Annotated in this window: 16 protein-coding genes; 9 read left to right on the top strand and 7 right to left on the bottom strand. The window is 41.3% G+C overall.

Annotation, left to right across the window (positions count from 1 at the left end; genetic code table 11):
- Positions 1-45: 45 nt before the first annotated feature.
- Positions 46-231 (bottom strand): CsbD family protein, encoded by a 186-nt coding sequence (locus tag FLP08_RS01740; RefSeq protein ID WP_156273414.1) that lies wholly within the window; start codon positions 229-231, stop codon positions 46-48.
- Between the two features lie 118 nt (positions 232-349).
- Here FLP08_RS01740 and FLP08_RS01745 point away from each other — a divergent pair, with 118 nt between their 5' ends.
- Both FLP08_RS01745 and FLP08_RS01750 read left to right on the top strand, forming a co-directional pair.
- Positions 350-1462, top strand: a complete 1113-nt coding sequence (locus FLP08_RS01745) for an esterase-like activity of phytase family protein (protein WP_156273416.1) — start codon at positions 350-352, stop codon at positions 1460-1462.
- A 38-nt stretch (positions 1463-1500) separates the two neighbouring features.
- The gene (locus FLP08_RS01750; protein ID WP_156273418.1) at positions 1501-2025 is read left to right on the top strand and encodes a SixA phosphatase family protein; all 525 of its coding nucleotides are present in this window, start codon (positions 1501-1503) and stop codon (positions 2023-2025) included.
- Here the strand turns inward: FLP08_RS01750 and FLP08_RS01755 are convergent.
- Positions 2018-2773 carry a DUF6503 family protein gene (locus tag FLP08_RS01755; RefSeq protein WP_156273420.1) on the bottom strand — a complete coding sequence of 252 codons (756 nt, stop codon included), beginning with the start codon at positions 2771-2773 and terminating at the stop codon, positions 2018-2020. The genes FLP08_RS01750 and FLP08_RS01755 overlap by 8 nt on opposite strands.
- Before the next feature lie 113 nt (positions 2774-2886).
- On the opposite strand from FLP08_RS01755, the gene smpB reads away from it, so the two are divergent.
- The gene (smpB, locus tag FLP08_RS01760; RefSeq protein WP_156273422.1) at positions 2887-3342 is read left to right on the top strand and encodes an SsrA-binding protein SmpB; all 456 of its coding nucleotides are present in this window, start codon (positions 2887-2889) and stop codon (positions 3340-3342) included.
- 43 nt (positions 3343-3385) lie between these two features.
- Positions 3386-5851 (top strand): DUF5686 and carboxypeptidase regulatory-like domain-containing protein, encoded by a 2466-nt coding sequence (locus FLP08_RS01765; RefSeq protein WP_156273424.1) that lies wholly within the window; start codon positions 3386-3388, stop codon positions 5849-5851.
- Positions 5852-6707: 856 nt separating this feature from the next.
- On the opposite strand, the gene FLP08_RS01770 is transcribed toward FLP08_RS01765, so the two are convergent.
- The 3 genes from FLP08_RS01770 to ruvX all read right to left on the bottom strand — a co-directional run bounded on the left by FLP08_RS01770 (position 6708) and on the right by ruvX (position 8297).
- Positions 6708-7133: a DUF5606 family protein gene (locus tag FLP08_RS01770; protein WP_156273426.1), complete on the bottom strand. Its 426-nt coding sequence runs from the start codon at positions 7131-7133 to the stop codon at positions 6708-6710.
- Positions 7134-7191: 58 nt separating this feature from the next.
- Entirely contained in the window at positions 7192-7782 is a 591-nt protein-coding gene (gene def / locus FLP08_RS01775) for a peptide deformylase (protein WP_156273428.1), read from the bottom strand.
- Between the two features lie 107 nt (positions 7783-7889).
- Positions 7890-8297 (bottom strand): Holliday junction resolvase RuvX, encoded by a 408-nt coding sequence (gene ruvX, locus FLP08_RS01780; RefSeq protein ID WP_156273430.1) that lies wholly within the window; start codon positions 8295-8297, stop codon positions 7890-7892.
- Positions 8298-8383: 86 nt separating this feature from the next.
- Here ruvX and FLP08_RS01785 point away from each other — a divergent pair, with 86 nt between their 5' ends.
- Genes FLP08_RS01785 through FLP08_RS01795 form a run of 3 tightly spaced genes read left to right on the top strand, consistent with a single transcriptional unit; the run spans position 8384 to position 11319 of the window.
- A complete protein-coding gene (locus FLP08_RS01785) occupies positions 8384-9199 on the top strand; it encodes a 2,3,4,5-tetrahydropyridine-2,6-dicarboxylate N-succinyltransferase (RefSeq protein ID WP_156273432.1) in 816 nt (271 codons plus the stop codon).
- A gap of 9 nt (positions 9200-9208) precedes the next feature.
- On the top strand, positions 9209-10258 hold the full coding sequence (locus FLP08_RS01790) for a glycosyltransferase family 9 protein (RefSeq protein ID WP_156273434.1): 1050 nt from the start codon (positions 9209-9211) through the stop codon (positions 10256-10258).
- On the top strand, positions 10255-11319 hold the full coding sequence (locus FLP08_RS01795; protein ID WP_156273436.1) for a CDP-glycerol glycerophosphotransferase family protein: 1065 nt from the start codon (positions 10255-10257) through the stop codon (positions 11317-11319). Before FLP08_RS01790 ends, FLP08_RS01795 begins: the two co-directional genes overlap by 4 nt.
- A gap of 1 nt (position 11320) precedes the next feature.
- On the opposite strand, the gene FLP08_RS01800 is transcribed toward FLP08_RS01795, so the two are convergent.
- Together FLP08_RS01800 and FLP08_RS01805 are read right to left on the bottom strand one after the other, a co-directional pair.
- Positions 11321-12079 carry a lipopolysaccharide kinase InaA family protein gene (locus FLP08_RS01800; protein WP_156273437.1) on the bottom strand — a complete coding sequence of 253 codons (759 nt, stop codon included), beginning with the start codon at positions 12077-12079 and terminating at the stop codon, positions 11321-11323.
- 7 nt (positions 12080-12086) lie between these two features.
- On the bottom strand, positions 12087-13205 hold the full coding sequence (locus FLP08_RS01805) for a glycosyltransferase family 4 protein (RefSeq protein ID WP_156273439.1): 1119 nt from the start codon (positions 13203-13205) through the stop codon (positions 12087-12089).
- Positions 13206-13352: 147 nt separating this feature from the next.
- Between FLP08_RS01805 and FLP08_RS01810 the strand changes: the two genes are divergently transcribed.
- The gene (locus FLP08_RS01810; RefSeq protein WP_156273441.1) at positions 13353-14486 is read left to right on the top strand and encodes a glycosyltransferase family 4 protein; all 1134 of its coding nucleotides are present in this window, start codon (positions 13353-13355) and stop codon (positions 14484-14486) included.
- Positions 14461-15030, top strand: a complete 570-nt coding sequence (locus tag FLP08_RS01815; protein ID WP_156273443.1) for an L-threonylcarbamoyladenylate synthase — start codon at positions 14461-14463, stop codon at positions 15028-15030. The genes FLP08_RS01810 and FLP08_RS01815 overlap by 26 nt, the downstream gene beginning before the upstream one ends.
- Positions 15031-15033 lie beyond the last annotated feature (3 nt).

The raw sequence follows: 15033 nt of genomic DNA on the forward strand, positions 1-15033 counted from the left end.
AGGCGATGGAGTGATCCATCGCCTTTTTATTTTCATTCATAGTTCCTACCAGGAATCGATTTCCCTTTTCAATTCTTCTTTTGTTTTACCAGTTTTCTCTTGCATTCGACCAAGCATTTCATCAAACTTCCCTTCAGAATAGGTTACATCATCATCGGTGAGTCGGCCATATTTTTGCTTGAACTCTCCGCGTATCTGTTTCCATTTTCCTTCAATTTGATCTTCATTCATAACTTATTGGTTTTAGGTGTTAATATGCTAAATGTAAAGAAAGCCTGTCCCGATCTCCCCTAACAAAGTCCTATTTTTGTCTTAAACATTTGTTATTTTTGCCGCTTAAGCCTTACCCATGAAAAAAATCCTCAGTCTCTGCGCATTAAGCATCCTGCTTAGCAGCTGCGCCGTTACCCGGAAGATCGAAGACGAAAATGTGCAAATTGAATTCCTGGACGAGTTTGTCCTGGCTCCAAATATTAGCATAGATAACACCATCGTGGGAGGTCTTTCAGGTATAGACTACAAAAATGGCAAGTATTACCTGGTTAGTGACCAGGCGTCGAATCCAAGACTTTATATCGCCGATATCGAAATAAATGGCGAACAAATCGAGAATATCAGTATCGAACAGCTCATAAGCCTGAAAGCAACCCAGGATTATTCAGACCAGGTTTTTGATCTTGAGGCAGCCAGGTATGACGTAGACAGGGATGAATTCGTAATTGCCAGTGAAGGACTTATTGACATGGGTAAAGACCCTGGAATTTATCGACTTTCCAGCCTTGGAGAAGTGCAGAATGCCTTCGTGATCCCGGAATATTTCCGGGCTAAAGGCGAGCAAAGACCAAGAAACAATGGTGTTTTTGAAGGGCTTTCGGAAAGCTTTGACAACAAAGCTTACTGGGTCGCCACTGAATCCCCATTGGAAAAAGACTCGGGAAAGCCGAAGATCTTTCCTTCAAGGGCTCATATCAGGATCACCAAATTCAGCAAGGAAACGGGAGAGCCGGTGAAGCAGTTCGCTTACAAACTGGACGGGATTTCCAAGCTACCCATTAATTACTTCGCGGTAAACGGTGCCACCGAGATCCTGGAATTTAGCCAGGACAGGTTTCTAATTCTGGAGAGGTCTTATTCAGCCGGTTACGGTCCTCATGGGAACACGGTGAAGATATTCGAGATAGATGCTTCCCAGGCCACCAACACCCTGGACATACCCAGGCTTAAAGGAGCCGATTATAAACTTGCTGAAAAGAGGCTGCTATTTAATTTCAAATCGGTTAAAGATGAACTGACCGAAGGAATCGTTGATAATATCGAGGGCATTTGCTTTGGGCCAATCCTGGAGAACGGAAAAAGATCCCTGCTGCTGGTTTCAGATAATAACTTCAACAGTTTTGCCAAGCAGATCAATCAGTTCATCCTTATGCAAATCGACTTTAAGAACAAAACTGTAACAAATTAGATTTCAGGCGTCCAACCATTAAATAAAACCTTCAGGCTATGGCTAATGTTATTACTATTTTGTTTTCCCTAATTTTAGGAGTCAGTAATCCTTCAGAAGATAAACCCGTGAATCCAGTACAAAACCCGGTTTCTACTTACTACTTGATTCGACATGCAGAAAAGGACCGCAGCGATTCTTCGAACAGGAATTCAGATCTTACCAGAAAGGGACTGGAACGAGCCAAAAAATGGGCTGAAGTTTTTAAGGATATAGATTTCGATGCGGTTTACAGTACAGATTATAAGCGAACCATGCAAACCGCACAACCTACGGCCGATCTTAACAAGCTTGAGATCATTAAGTATGATCCAAAAAACCTGTTCGATGAAGCTTTTGAAAAGTCAACCGCCGGTAAAACCGTGCTGGTAGTGGGACATAGCAACACCACACCTCAATTCGCCAATGCGATCCTTGCCGAAAAAAAATATGAAGATATAGACGACAAGGAGAATGGAGCCCTTTTTATCGTGCAGGTTTTCGCCGATGGCTCCACGCAGAGCCAGGTGCTATATATCAATTAGAATCAGACCCCAGCTTAACCCTTACATCCTTGGTCTCTATAAGGGAAAGAAGATCAAGCTCCCTTTGTTCGTAAAGGCTGTCCAGTGATCTTAACGGCACAGAGATGTCCTGATATTTGTAATTCTCGTAATCTACAAATCGAATTCCTTCTATGAGACGATGATTAAAGGCTTTTCTGAATCTTACACCACCACCATTTTCTTCAAAATTATAAGCCAGGTAATCCACCTCGTAATTTTTGGTGTCTATCCAGTACAAGTATTCATCTTCATGGTCTGTTCCGCCGCCATTTTCAGCAAAGGTCACCTTAACCTCGTAGTATTCTCTCCCGGCGATACTGTCCTTTCCTAAAAGTTCCTTTTGAGCGGCCTGAGCATTCAGTCCAAAAGGCAAGTGCACAAAATAGTGTACTGAATTCACGGAATTTCCGATAGGAACCACAAGCGAATCCTGGACCTGTACAACGGAATCGTTCACAAATCTCTCCAAGCCATCATTATCAAGGATATCATGAATATTATTCCCTAAAGAATCCTTCATTTTTCTTTCCAGGCGGTACTTGCCACCATTCCTGGTACTCTTATATTCCCTGTTCCTGAAGCTGAAATCTATCTCGGCATTTTTATACCTTTCCCCTCCTGCATTCTCGATGGCCTTATCAATAATCTGATTAGCGGTAAGCTTCTCGTTCTCTTCGGCACAGCTGGCAAAAAGCAGAATAAAAATGAAGTAAAAAAGGTTTTTCATAGCAAGCAATTTGAGGGGGCAAAAATAAAAATTTTTAAATAGGTTAAGCTGCTGGGTAATTTTAAAATTGCTTTAGTATGATTTTATCTTAAAGCTTGTATTTTTGTGCGTATATGAAGAATTCTATCAACATTAAGAATCGTAAGGCGAAGTTCAATTATGAGTTCCTGGATAAATATACTGCGGGGATAAAACTAGCCGGAACCGAGATCAAGGCCATACGTGAAGGTAAGGCCAATATCGCGGAAAGCTTTTGTGAGTTCAACAACCACGAGCTTTTTGTGATAAATATGCACGTTGAAGAATATTCTCATGCCACCCATTTTAATCATAATCCCAAGAGCGAGCGAAAGCTACTGTTACAGAGAAGGGAATTGAGAAAACTGGAAAAGGAGGTGACCAATTCTGGTCTTACTATTATCCCTTTACGTCTATTCATAAATGATCGCGGGCTGGCCAAACTTCAGATCGCCCTGGCCAAGGGTAAAAAATTATATGACAAAAGGGAAACGATCAAGGATCGTGAAAATAAACGCCGTTTAGATCGTATCCAGAAGGATTACAAATAAATCCTGAATCTTTGCGTTATCTTTAAGATCCAAAATCTAACCAATGCTGAAAAAGCTAATTGGCCTGTGCACTTTTTTCATGTTACTTCAGGTAAATGCGCAAATAACGGGGACTGTTAAAGACCAAAGCGGAACCCCTCTACCCTATGTGAACATCTATACCGAAGATGGTGCAAAAGGGACCACTACCAATGAAGAAGGCGATTACGAACTAAAGATCTCCCAGACCGGAAGCTACCATATCGTATACCAGTTCCTGGGATACAAAACCCTCAAAAAAGAGATACAAGCCAGCGAATTTCCTATTGAAATGGATGTGATCCTTAACCCTGAAAGCACCAGCCTTGACGAGGTCACGGTGAATAGCGGTGAAAATCCGGCCAATCGTATCATCAGGAAGGCCATTGAAAAAAGACAAGAAAATGCTGAAAAACTGGAAGCTTTTACTGCCGATTTCTATTCCCGTGGTTTATGGCGGATCAAGAATGTCCCAGAGAAAATTTTAGGCCAGGACGTTGGAGACCTGGGTGGTGGCCTGGATTCCACAAGGAGCGGAATAGTTTACCTTAGTGAGACCATCTCAAAGATCGCTTTTCAGAAACCAGATGATTTTAAGGAAAAGATCATCGCCTCCAAGGTAAGCGGCGATGATAACGGGTTCAGCCTAAACTCTGCACAGGAGGCTTATTTTTCCTTTTATGAGAACACCCTGGAGATCAACAGTGAAATGGTCTCTCCAATCGCTGAGTATGCCTTTAATTATTATCGCTATGAACTGGAAGGTACTTTTTTCGATGACTGGGGCAATATGATCAATAAGATAAGGGTAAGTCCGAAAAGGGAGAACGACCGGGTATTTTCTGGAATTATTTACATAGTGGAAGACCTTTGGCAGATCTATGGGGTCGAGCTTCGCACCACCGGGCAGGCGGTACAGGTCCCTCCCATCGAGGAACTGGTCTTTATCCAAAACTATAAATATTCCAAAAAAAATGACCTGTATATCCAAATTTCGCAAAGCGTTGATTTCAGTTTTAAAATATTCGGTTTTGGCGGCGATGGCAGGTTCACCGCGGTGTACAGCAACTACAACTTTAGCCCCTCTTTTACCGAAGATAGCTTTGGAAGGGAGATCCTGAATTTTGAAGAGCAGGCGAACCAAAAGGACTCTCTTTACTGGCAAAAGAACAGGCCCGTGCCACTTACAGGTGAAGAAATAAGCGACTACGTGCGCAAGGATAGCATACAGGAAGTGAGGAGCACCAAAAAATATAAGGATTCCGTAGATGCAAAAAGGAATAAATTCGGTTTTACCGATGTTCTTTTTGGATATTCCTATACCAACTCCTGGAAGCATAGAAGTTTCAGCATAAGTCCTCCCATTTCAGGGATCGGCTTCAACACCGTTCAGGGATGGAATACCGACGTTACTATCTCTTACCGGCAACGGACCGGGGAAAACCAAAGAAATTACTGGCGATTATTTTCAGATATAGACTACGGGCTAAGCGAAGACAGGTTCAGGTTCAGCGGAGGTTTTGAAAAAAAATTCAACAATTTCGATAAGGCTTTTCTTAGGATCACCGGGGGTACGGCAGCAAAACAAATAAACGATAGAGAACCTATCGCTCCCCTTCTAAATAGCATCACCACCATTTTCTTTGAACGGAATTACATGAAACTTTATGAGAAGAGCTTCGCCAATATCGGCTATGGCGTTGATGTGTTTCCCGGGATCAGGTTGGTTGGTGAATTTGGCTGGGAGAACCGGCAGGCATTGACCAATCACACAGATCATGTGATCATAGACTGGGAAGACCGGGAATACACCTCTAATAATCCCCTGGAGCCTCAGAATTTCGGCAGCTTACCTTTCGCAGAACACTCGTTATTTAAGACCGAATTTTCTGCAGATATTACTTTCGGGCAGAAATATATGAGCTATCCCGATGGCAGGTATAATGTTTATGAATCTAAATTTCCGAAACTAAAACTGGCCTGGGAAAAAGGTTTTGGCGGAAGTGAAAGCCAGTACAATTTTGACCAGTTCAAGGGACAGGTAAAGCAGGACCTTGGTCTGGGGAATAAGGGACAGTTAAGCTACCTGGTAAATGCCGGTCTATTTCTTAACTCCAATAATACAAGCCTGGTAGATTACCAGCATTTCGATGGGAACCAAACTCGAATTGGTTTTGGCAGCTATGTGGGGAAATTTAATCTGATGCCTTATTATCAATTCAGCACCAATAAAAATTACGCTGAATTTCATGCCGAGCACGACTTCCAGGGTTGGGCCCTGGGGAAATTGCCATTAATAAACAAGCTTAATTTTAACCTGATACTGGGAGCGCACAGATTAGTAACCGAAGATCGCGGGCCATATTCAGAATATTCAATAGGATTGGATAATCTTGGATTCGGGAAATACAGGTTCCTTAGGCTGGATTACGTGGTTTCAGATTTTGGAGGGGAAAGGAACGGGGCCTTTGTTTTCGGGCTTAAGTTCTAAAAAATCAAACCATAGCAGGTCCTTTCGAAGAAGTGAAACGACTGAGAAATCTTGTTAAAAACAGAGATCTCTCCCTTCGGTCGAGATGACAAATCCAAGAGACTCCGGAACCATTAATAGTTTCCGCCGTTCTAAAATGAGACCCTTAATTTACAAATGTCATTTCGAAGAAGCAAAGCGACTGAGAAATCTCGTTTAAACCACAGATCTCTCCCTTCGGTCGAGATGACAAAAGCAAGAGACTCTGGAACGATCAGAAGTTTCCGCAGTTCTAAAATGAGACTCTGAAACTAATGCAGGGTGAGGTGGTACTATAAATTTCAAAATGTCACGCTGTCCCGAAGCCTCGGGAGTTTTAGCATTTAATTAGATTAATTGACCAAAAGGATTACCGGTTTGTCATTGCGCAGAAGTGAAACGACTCAGAAATCTCGTTTAAACCAGAGATCTCTCCCTTTAGTCGAGATGACAAATCCAAGAAAATTCGGAATAACTAGAAGTATCAAAATCTTTAAAACGAGACCCTGAAACGAGTTCAGGGTGACTTTTCACTATAAATTTTATAACGTCATACTGTCCCGAAGCATCGGGAGTTGGAGCACCGAATTGGATCAATTGACCAAAAGTATTACCGGTTTGTCATTTCGAAGAAGCAAAGCGACTGCGAAATCTTGTTTAAACCAGAGATCTCTCCCTTCGGTCGAAATGACAAAAACAACAGATTCTGGAACGATCAGATGTTTTCGCAGTTCTAAAATGAGACCCTAAAACGGGTTCAAAATGACTAATATTAAAACATAAAAAAAGCTGAAATCAGAAATTTCAGCTTTTATCTATTTGGTAAGGAATGAGAATACTATTCTTCCTCGTCCTTATTTTTTTCAGCTTTTTCTTCCTTTGAAAAATCAGTAAATCCGTTATTGATCAAAATATTGTACCACTGGAAAATCTTCTTCATATCGCTGGCATACACCCTATCTTCATCATAATCTGGTAAAACTTCAGAAAAGTAATTCTCAAGCTCCTTTTTTGAGGATTTATGGCTAATGGTTTCCTCACCGTTCTCCTTCTCCTTGATCTTTTCAAAAACCTCGCCTAACGGAATCTCTTCAATATAAGTATAAATAGCGATCTCGCTCAAAATACTTACGTTGTGACGCATATTCACCGCGATCTTCTTCCCGTCCATTAAAGATTTTGCAACAAAGCCACCTCTGGTTTGAGCCGTTAGCTCATATAAACCAGGTTTTCCAGAAATAGCAAGAATTTTATCTAATCCCATAGTACTTTTTTAATTTAAGTTGGCAAATATCCATCCCCATTATCAATTATCAAAGCCTTTAGCGGGCTTTTTTTGCCAGGGGAAACCTCATTTTATATTCAACATTGATCTTGCCTTTCGAAATATTCGCAAGCTTGCCTTTTATCAATCTCTTTTTCAGGCTGGAAAGCTTATCGGTGAACAGAATCCCTTCAATATGATCGTATTCATGCTGGATTACTCTTGCCGCCAGTCCGCTGTAATTTTCAGTATGTTTTTCCCAGTTCTCGTCGTAATATTCGATGGTGATATCTGGTTTTCTAAAAACATCTTCACGTACTTCAGGAATACTAAGGCAGCCTTCACTAAAAGCCCATTCTTCCCCTTCTTCCTCAATGATCTGCGGATTAATAAATACCTTCCTCAGATCCTTTAATTCTGTTTTTTCTTCTTCTGAAAGCTCTTCATCTTCCGCAAAAGGTGCTGGATCTATCATGAACATCCTGATAGGAAGTCCTACCTGTGGCGCTGCCAGACCAACCCCATAGGCATTGTACATGGTATCCCACATGTTGTTTATCAATTCCTCCAGTTTAGGATAATCCTTATCGATCTCTTTTGCTTTTTTCTTTAAAACCGGATCTCCATATGCTACAATTGGTAAAATCATATTTTAAGTTTTCAGCTTTAAGCCAAAAGCTATAAGCCTCTTTAATATTTAATCTAATTATAATTCTGGCAGACTTTTAAACCTGCAATTTCTTACTTTTAAACCACTTATTCGTACAGCCAGGTTTGCAAGATGATGGTCGCACTTATCTCATCTACCAGTGCCTTATCGCGACGCTTTTTTTTCTTTAGGCCTCCATCGATCATACTTTGCATGGCCATCTTGCTGGTAAATCGTTCATCTACCCTTTCCAGTGGCATTTCAGRGAATTTTTCTGAAAATCGTTTCAAAAACTCCTGAATATGAACTTCACTCTGGGAAGGTGTATCGTCCATCCTTTTGGGTTCTCCGACCAGCACACGTTCCACCTTTTCATTATTGAAATAGTTCTCCAGGAAATCTATTAGCTCGGGAGTTTGCACGGTAGTAAGACCGGAAGCGATCATCTTCAGTTCATCGGTAACGGCTATTCCCGTTCGTTTGGTTCCGTAATCCAGGGCTAAAATTCTGGGCATTTCAAAAATTTACGCAAAGGTAAGGTTTATATTCGTTTGTCCATAAATATTGCTTTATAGCTGTTATATTTGGAAAAAATTTGAAAATGGACGCTTTAAGAGAGAAAATCGAAAAGGCCTGGAACAACCGGGACCTCCTTAAAATAAATGAAACTACAGACGCTATAAGGGAAGTGATCGAGCTTTTGGATAAAGGTGAACTACGCGTGGCTGAGCCAACCACAGACGGCTGGAAGGTGAACGAGTGGGTTAAGAAGGCCGTAGTACTTTATTTCCCTATTCAGAAAATGGAAACCCTGGAGGCAGGAATTTTTGAATATCACGACAAAATGCCTTTAAAAAGAGGTTATAAAGAAAAGGGCATCCGTGTAGTGCCTAATGCGGTAGCCAGACATGGAGCCTATATATCATCTGGCGTGATCATGATGCCTAGCTATGTAAATATTGGTGCCTATGTAGACGAGGGAACCATGGTGGATACCTGGGCTACAGTGGGAAGTTGCGCCCAGATAGGTAAAAACGTTCACCTTAGCGGTGGTGTTGGAATTGGCGGTGTACTTGAACCACTGCAGGCTGCGCCGGTGATCGTGGAAGACAATGCTTTTCTTGGTTCAAGAAGTATCGTGGTAGAAGGAATCAGAATCGAAAAGGAAGCCGTACTTGGAGCTAATGTAGTGCTTACCGCCTCCACTAAGATCATAGATGTGACCGGTGAAGAGCCTAAAGAATTCAAGGGATATGTACCGGCAAGATCTGTAGTGATCCCGGGAAGTTACACCAAGAAATTCCCTGCGGGTGAGTACCAGGTGCCATGTGCCCTCATCATTGGAAAACGTAAGGAAAGCACCAATAAGAAAACCTCCCTTAACGAGGCCCTGCGTGAATACAACGTGGCAGTTTAGAACACAGATTTGAAGATACTTGTAATACAAATGAAAATGATTGGGGATGTGCTTACATCCTCAATCCTCTTTGAGGCCCTGCGAAAGGAATTTCCAGAAGCCGAATTGCATTACATGATCTATGAGCATACTTTCCCGGTGGTACAGCATAATCCGCATATCGATAAATTTATCATGCCGGAAAAAGACCAGAGCCTGAGAAGCCTGATCAAAAATGCTAAAAAGGAAAATTACTACGCGGTGATAGATGTTTACTCCAACCTAAGAACCGCTTTACTTACTGGACTCTCCGGAGCTAAATTCAGAATCGCTTACAATAAGAAATATACTCGACCGCTTTGTACCCATGTCTTCAGCAGGAAGATAGAGGCACAAACAAATGCAGGAGCAGCCATAGAAAAAAGGCTTAGAATGCTTTCTCCGATTTCAGACAATTTCCCAAGGGAAATCAAGCCGAAGATATACCTGAAAGATGAAGAAATATCTGCAGCGAAGCAGACACTGGAGAACAACGGTATAGATCTTTCTGAGAACCTCTATATGATCGGGGCGCTGGGAAGTTCAGAAAAGAAGACTTATCCCCTCTCTTACCTTGCCCGACTTTTGGACAAGATAGTAGAAAGAACCTCAGCCAACCTGCTTTTAAATTATATTCCTTCTCAAAAGAATGAGGTGGAGAAACTAATAGGATTTTGTGCTCCAGAGACACGGGAAAAAATTCACCCGGAAATTTATGGTAAAAGCCTGCGTGAATTTTTCGGCCTTACTTATCATTGCGATGCCTTAATAGGTAACGAAGGCGGTGCGGTTAACATGGCCAAGGCCCTGGGTGTACCCACTTTCGCCATATTCTCCCCTCCACTGAATAAGGAAAACTGGAATATTTATGAAGATGGCAAAAAAAATGTTTCGGTGCACCTGCGCGATTATAAACCTGAAATCTTCCAGGGGAAACCTGAAAAAAGCCTGAAAAAGGAGTGGAAAGAACTGTACAATTCTTTTAAACCGGAACTCTTACAGGATAAACTAGAGCAATTCTTAAAGAACAATTCTAAATGAAGTACCGTTTCTTGATCTTTATTAACCACGATTACGCGATACCTATTGGGAAACCATTGCAGGAAGAGATCTTGAAGCGAGGTTATGAGGTAAAATGGTTTTCAGGAATGGAAGAGCCTAAAAAGCTTTTTCCCGAAAACGGCCAGCTTCTTGATTCGGTAGAAGAAGTAATGACATACGATCCCCATATCGTATTCGCAGCCACAGATACGGTTCCCGATTTCTTCCCCGGACTGAAGGTCCAGATCTTTCACGGTTTCCCGGCTAATAAAAGAAAGGGAACTGACCAGTTCGTCATTCGGCATTTTTTCGACCTGTATTGTACGCAGGGGCCATCAAGCACCGGTCCTTTTAAAAAACAACAGCAAAAATATCAGAGTTTCGAGGTGATGGAGACCGGCTGGTCAAAAATGGACCCGCTTTTCCCCTTGGAAACCACCAGAAATGAAAAACCTGTAATTCTAATTTCTTCCACTTTTACCCGGTATTATAGCCTGGCCTTAATAGAGGAGGTGGTGAATGAAATTGAAAGGCTTTCCAATACCGGAAAATATAAATTCCTTGCCACGCTGCATCCTAAAATCGATGATTCTGTAAGGCAAAGATTCCGGGAACTGGAAAATGAGAATTTTGAATTTCACGACACCACAAATCTTATCCCGCTTTTCAAACAGGCTGATATCATGTTCTCTGATACCACATCGGCGATCATAGAGTTCCTGCTTCAGCGTAAACCCGTGGTGACCTTTAATAACAACATGCCCGGACCTTACCTGATAGACATTCACAAGATCTCTGAAATTGAACCCGCCTTCGACAAGGCCTTGAAATATCCTGAGGAACTTATAAAGGAAATAGACAGCTTCGCCAAATTTTCTCAGCCATATGAAGATGGAGAATCCAGCAAAAGAGTGATAGATAGTTCCATCGAATTTTTACACAGGGACAAGTCTTATCTTAAGAAAAAACCCGCAAACCTGATCAGGAAATATAAGATTAGAAAGCAACTGGGATACTGGACTCTGAAAACTTACCATAAAGCCTGGACAGTAAAGGAATAGTTTATTTTTTCCAGAATTTCAGCTTTTTCTTTAGCCTTTTCTTTCTCAGGAACTTTTCCTGAAACTGGCTGGTATAAAACCACATCTTTTCAAAAACTTCCTCTTCAGGCCTTCCTATCAATTTAGAATATTCATTGGCCATCACTTTCACCATTTCTTTTTTCGGGGTAAGCCTGGAGAAATTTTGCATGCGCTCTTCAAAATTCAGCTCTTTGAAATTCATTCGATTCAGGTCTACCAGAAAAAACTTATAATCTCCACCTTTACTCTGAATTAAAGTATTCCCGGGCGAGTGATCCAGGAACTGGACGTGGTTTTCATGAAGTTCAAAAGTGAACCGGGTAAAAGCCCTTAAAATATTCTCGTGATCTGGATAATCTGCTTTAGTGACCAGTTCCCGATAGGTAAGATCATAATCTTGCTGTAAACAGGCATAATAGCTTCGGCCAAAAACCAGGGAAATATTCTCTTCCGCATAAGCCATGGGATAAGGAGTTCCAATGTTGGATTCCAATAATTTGATCGCGTTCCTGAAGGACCTCTCGGCCTTGGATTTCCTGAAATATTTATAGACGAGCTTGTTGACCAGGTTAGGTTTCTTGAATGATTTGATATTGACCTTATAGTCCTTAATCTCGAATATTCTCAGGCTGTTCCTTAACCCCGGTCCTAGCGCCTCACCCCTGGAATCGAAATTCTTGATTGAACTTTCAAGTTCTCGTGTGATCTCCCTGCCTTTATCTGAAAAGATGAACTTCATATAAATCTTATCTCTGCTTTTTCCCTTTCAATATTTCTTTATAAACCTCGAAAGTATCCCTGCCCAGTCTTTCTGCTGTGAAATTTTTCAAAAACAGGTCATGGGACCTTTGGGCAAACTCCTCTCTTAGTTCAGCATTTTTCTGTAATTCAAGGATCGAACCAGCCAGAGTCTTATGGTCGCCAACCTGGGCAGAAAAACCATTTATTCCATGGTCTATAACCTCATCTACTACCCCTACCCTGGTAGAAACAACCGGAGTTTTATAATATAAAGCTTCAATAACCGAAGACGGTCCACCCTCTCTTTCAGAAGACATAACAAACACATCAAACTGAGGCAGGAAACGTGAGGCTTTCTCGGTAAAGCCCATAAATGAAATATACTTATCGACCTTCAACTCTTTCGCCAGACTCTTGTATTCTTCGGTTCGTTTGGTAAATTCTCCAATCTGTACCAGATGAAAATCTGTCAATTTAAGTTCAAAAACGAGATGATGTATCGCTCTAACCAAAGTTTTCAGGTCCTTCGCCTTTGTATGATTGGCGATATTTCCCACCAGTAACTTAGAATCAGGAATACTTAATTTTTCCCTTAATTGGAATGGAGCAGGAGTTTGATTCTCACTTAGATTTACGCCATTTCGCACAATCACCAGCTTCTTTTTATTTTCCTCGCTAAGCAGCTTACTGAAATGATGCTTAACATATTCTGAAATACAGGTGATCTTATGGATATTCTTATAATTATATTTTAACTGACTCAGGTAACTATTTTTACGTCGAATGGATTTTCTGGCATATATGGTTGGCGTATCCAGTTTATGGAAAATATCCGCAAGCACATATCCGGTCACTGCATCACTAGTGTGTAAATGAAGAATATCTATTTGGTGATCTCTGACAATTTTTGTGAGCGTTTTCCGATAGCCAGAAGAGTGAGGCTTCATATATTCGGTAGCAATAATCTCTACCGGTTTATCCTGTAATTTCTCAAAAAGAGGCGAATTCTTGTAACAGAAAAATTTCTGTTTTACTCCATGTTTAGGCAGCTCATCTATTAAATACATTAGCTGCTGCTCATTGCCACCCCAACTAGTAGCTCCAGATACATGTAAAATGTTCATAATTGCTTTAGTTTGCCAGAAAGTCGACAAAGATAGTTTTTAAAATCTACTGATTCTAAAAATACCAGAACTTGGAAGAAATGAGCGCGAGGTTCAGCGCAATTCCATTAATTTTGCATTCTTAGAATAAAGATTTAATAAACATAAATGTCACTTCCGGTGGTCAAACCTACAAAAATACTTCATCTTTCGGCTGCAAAAAGCTGGGGAGGCGGGGAAAACCACCTTCTTAATCTTTGCCTGGAACTTCCTGAAGTGGAACATTTTGTTTTATGTAAAAAGGGTTCTGAGCCGGTAGAAAGATTCTCATCATATAAGCTCAATATTTTTGCAGCTCCATTGCTGATAAAACCGGATCTCAGGTATGTTCTGAAATTGATCAGGATATGTAAAAGAGAAGGCATAAACCTAATTCATATTCACGACAGTACAGCTCTTACCCTTGCCGTGATGGCGACAAAATTAAGCGCTTTACCTCCCTTTGTTCTTAGTAAAAAAACCTCCTTCCCCATCAAAGACCGCGGCCGTACTCTTTACAAATACAACCATAAGAACATCCAAAAGATCCTCTGCGTATCGAACGAAACCAGGCGGGTGACATTTGAGAGTGTAAAGGATAAAAATAAATTAACCACGATCTATCACGGTACAAGGCCTTCAAATCCCGGAAACAATCCCTGTTCATTAAGGGAAAGATTCAATATCCCCAAGGACAGCATCCTGGTGGGTACTGTGGCAAACCATATAAGGGCCAAAGATCTTGGCACCTGGGTAGCTACCATAGATCGTGTAGTTAACCGGCTGGGGATGAAAAATTTCTATTTCATCGAAATTGGAAAGATCACCGAAAGAACAGCCGATTACAATCGCCAGATCAGGGAAAAGAACCTTCAGGATTACTGTATGTTTACGGGCTTTTTACCGGAAGCTTCAGAATTGATATCCCAGTTCGACATTTCGTTTATGACCTCTCAAAGTGAGGGTATCCCACAATTCATCTATGAAAGTTTTTACAACCGGGTTCCTGTAGTAAGCACTAATGTTGGTGGAATCCCCGAAATTATAACAGATGGTGAAAATGGCATGTTAAGCAATCCGTTCGAAGCCGCCAGATTAGCAGATAAATTGATAGCTTTGTCCCAGGATAAAGTTCTGCAGAAAAAATTCACTGAAAGGTCATATAAGAAACTGATCGAGAACTTTACCTCTACAGAAATGGCCAGGCAAACCCTGGCTGAATATAAAAAAGTGCTATATGGAGAAAATAGATCAGGAAGTTAGAAATTGTCTCGAAGTAATAAAAAAAGGAGGTATCATTCTTTACCCCACAGATACTGTTTGGGGAATTGGCTGTGATGCTACCAACGCTGAGGCTGTAGACAAAGTCTACCAGCTTAAAAAAAGGGAAGAGTCCAAGGCTCTGATCTGCCTGGTTTCAAACTTTAAAATGCTGGAGCAGTACGTGGAAGAAGTGCCGGAAATGGCTTACGACATCCTGAAATATGCCAAAAAACCTACTACGGTGATCTATGACAAACCCATCAGGATCGCAGAAAATCTTGTGGGCGAAGATGATACCCTGGGCATAAGAGTAGTAAGGGATACCTTCTGTTCAGAACTTATCAAAAAAATGAAAAGGCCACTGGTTTCTACCTCGGCTAACGTGAGTGGGCAGCCTACTCCACAATCATTCGATCAAATCACCCCGCAAATTTTAAAAGGTGTCGACTATGTAGTAAATTTGCAGCGTTCAAAAAAATCGCCTCGACCTTCAGCAATTATCAAGCTGAGTAACGATGGTCAGGTGAGAGTGATACGCAAATAACAG

It is taken from the genome of Christiangramia aestuarii (assembly GCF_009735585.1).
Lineage (GTDB): Bacteria > Bacteroidota > Bacteroidia > Flavobacteriales > Flavobacteriaceae > Christiangramia > Christiangramia aestuarii.

Bases quoted from the DNA above. Each gene is read 5' to 3' on its own strand.
- FLP08_RS01740 (WP_156273414.1), bottom strand. From the start codon at position 231: ATGAATGAAGATCAAATTGAAGGAAAATGGAAACAGATACGCGGAGAG.
- FLP08_RS01745 (WP_156273416.1), top strand. From the start codon at position 350: ATGAAAAAAATCCTCAGTCTCTGCGCATTAAGCATCCTGCTTAGCAGC.
- FLP08_RS01750 (WP_156273418.1), top strand. From the start codon at position 1,501: ATGGCTAATGTTATTACTATTTTGTTTTCCCTAATTTTAGGAGTCAGT.
- FLP08_RS01755 (WP_156273420.1), bottom strand. From the start codon at position 2,773: ATGAAAAACCTTTTTTACTTCATTTTTATTCTGCTTTTTGCCAGCTGT.
- smpB (WP_156273422.1), top strand. From the start codon at position 2,887: ATGAAGAATTCTATCAACATTAAGAATCGTAAGGCGAAGTTCAATTAT.
- FLP08_RS01765 (WP_156273424.1), top strand. From the start codon at position 3,386: ATGCTGAAAAAGCTAATTGGCCTGTGCACTTTTTTCATGTTACTTCAG.
- FLP08_RS01770 (WP_156273426.1), bottom strand. From the start codon at position 7,133: ATGGGATTAGATAAAATTCTTGCTATTTCTGGAAAACCTGGTTTATAT.
- def (WP_156273428.1), bottom strand. From the start codon at position 7,782: ATGATTTTACCAATTGTAGCATATGGAGATCCGGTTTTAAAGAAAAAA.
- FLP08_RS01785 (WP_156273432.1), top strand. From the start codon at position 8,384: ATGGACGCTTTAAGAGAGAAAATCGAAAAGGCCTGGAACAACCGGGAC.
- FLP08_RS01795 (WP_156273436.1), top strand. From the start codon at position 10,255: ATGAAGTACCGTTTCTTGATCTTTATTAACCACGATTACGCGATACCT.
- FLP08_RS01800 (WP_156273437.1), bottom strand. From the start codon at position 12,079: ATGAAGTTCATCTTTTCAGATAAAGGCAGGGAGATCACACGAGAACTT.
- FLP08_RS01805 (WP_156273439.1), bottom strand. From the start codon at position 13,205: ATGAACATTTTACATGTATCTGGAGCTACTAGTTGGGGTGGCAATGAG.
- FLP08_RS01810 (WP_156273441.1), top strand. From the start codon at position 13,353: ATGTCACTTCCGGTGGTCAAACCTACAAAAATACTTCATCTTTCGGCT.
- FLP08_RS01815 (WP_156273443.1), top strand. From the start codon at position 14,461: ATGGAGAAAATAGATCAGGAAGTTAGAAATTGTCTCGAAGTAATAAAA.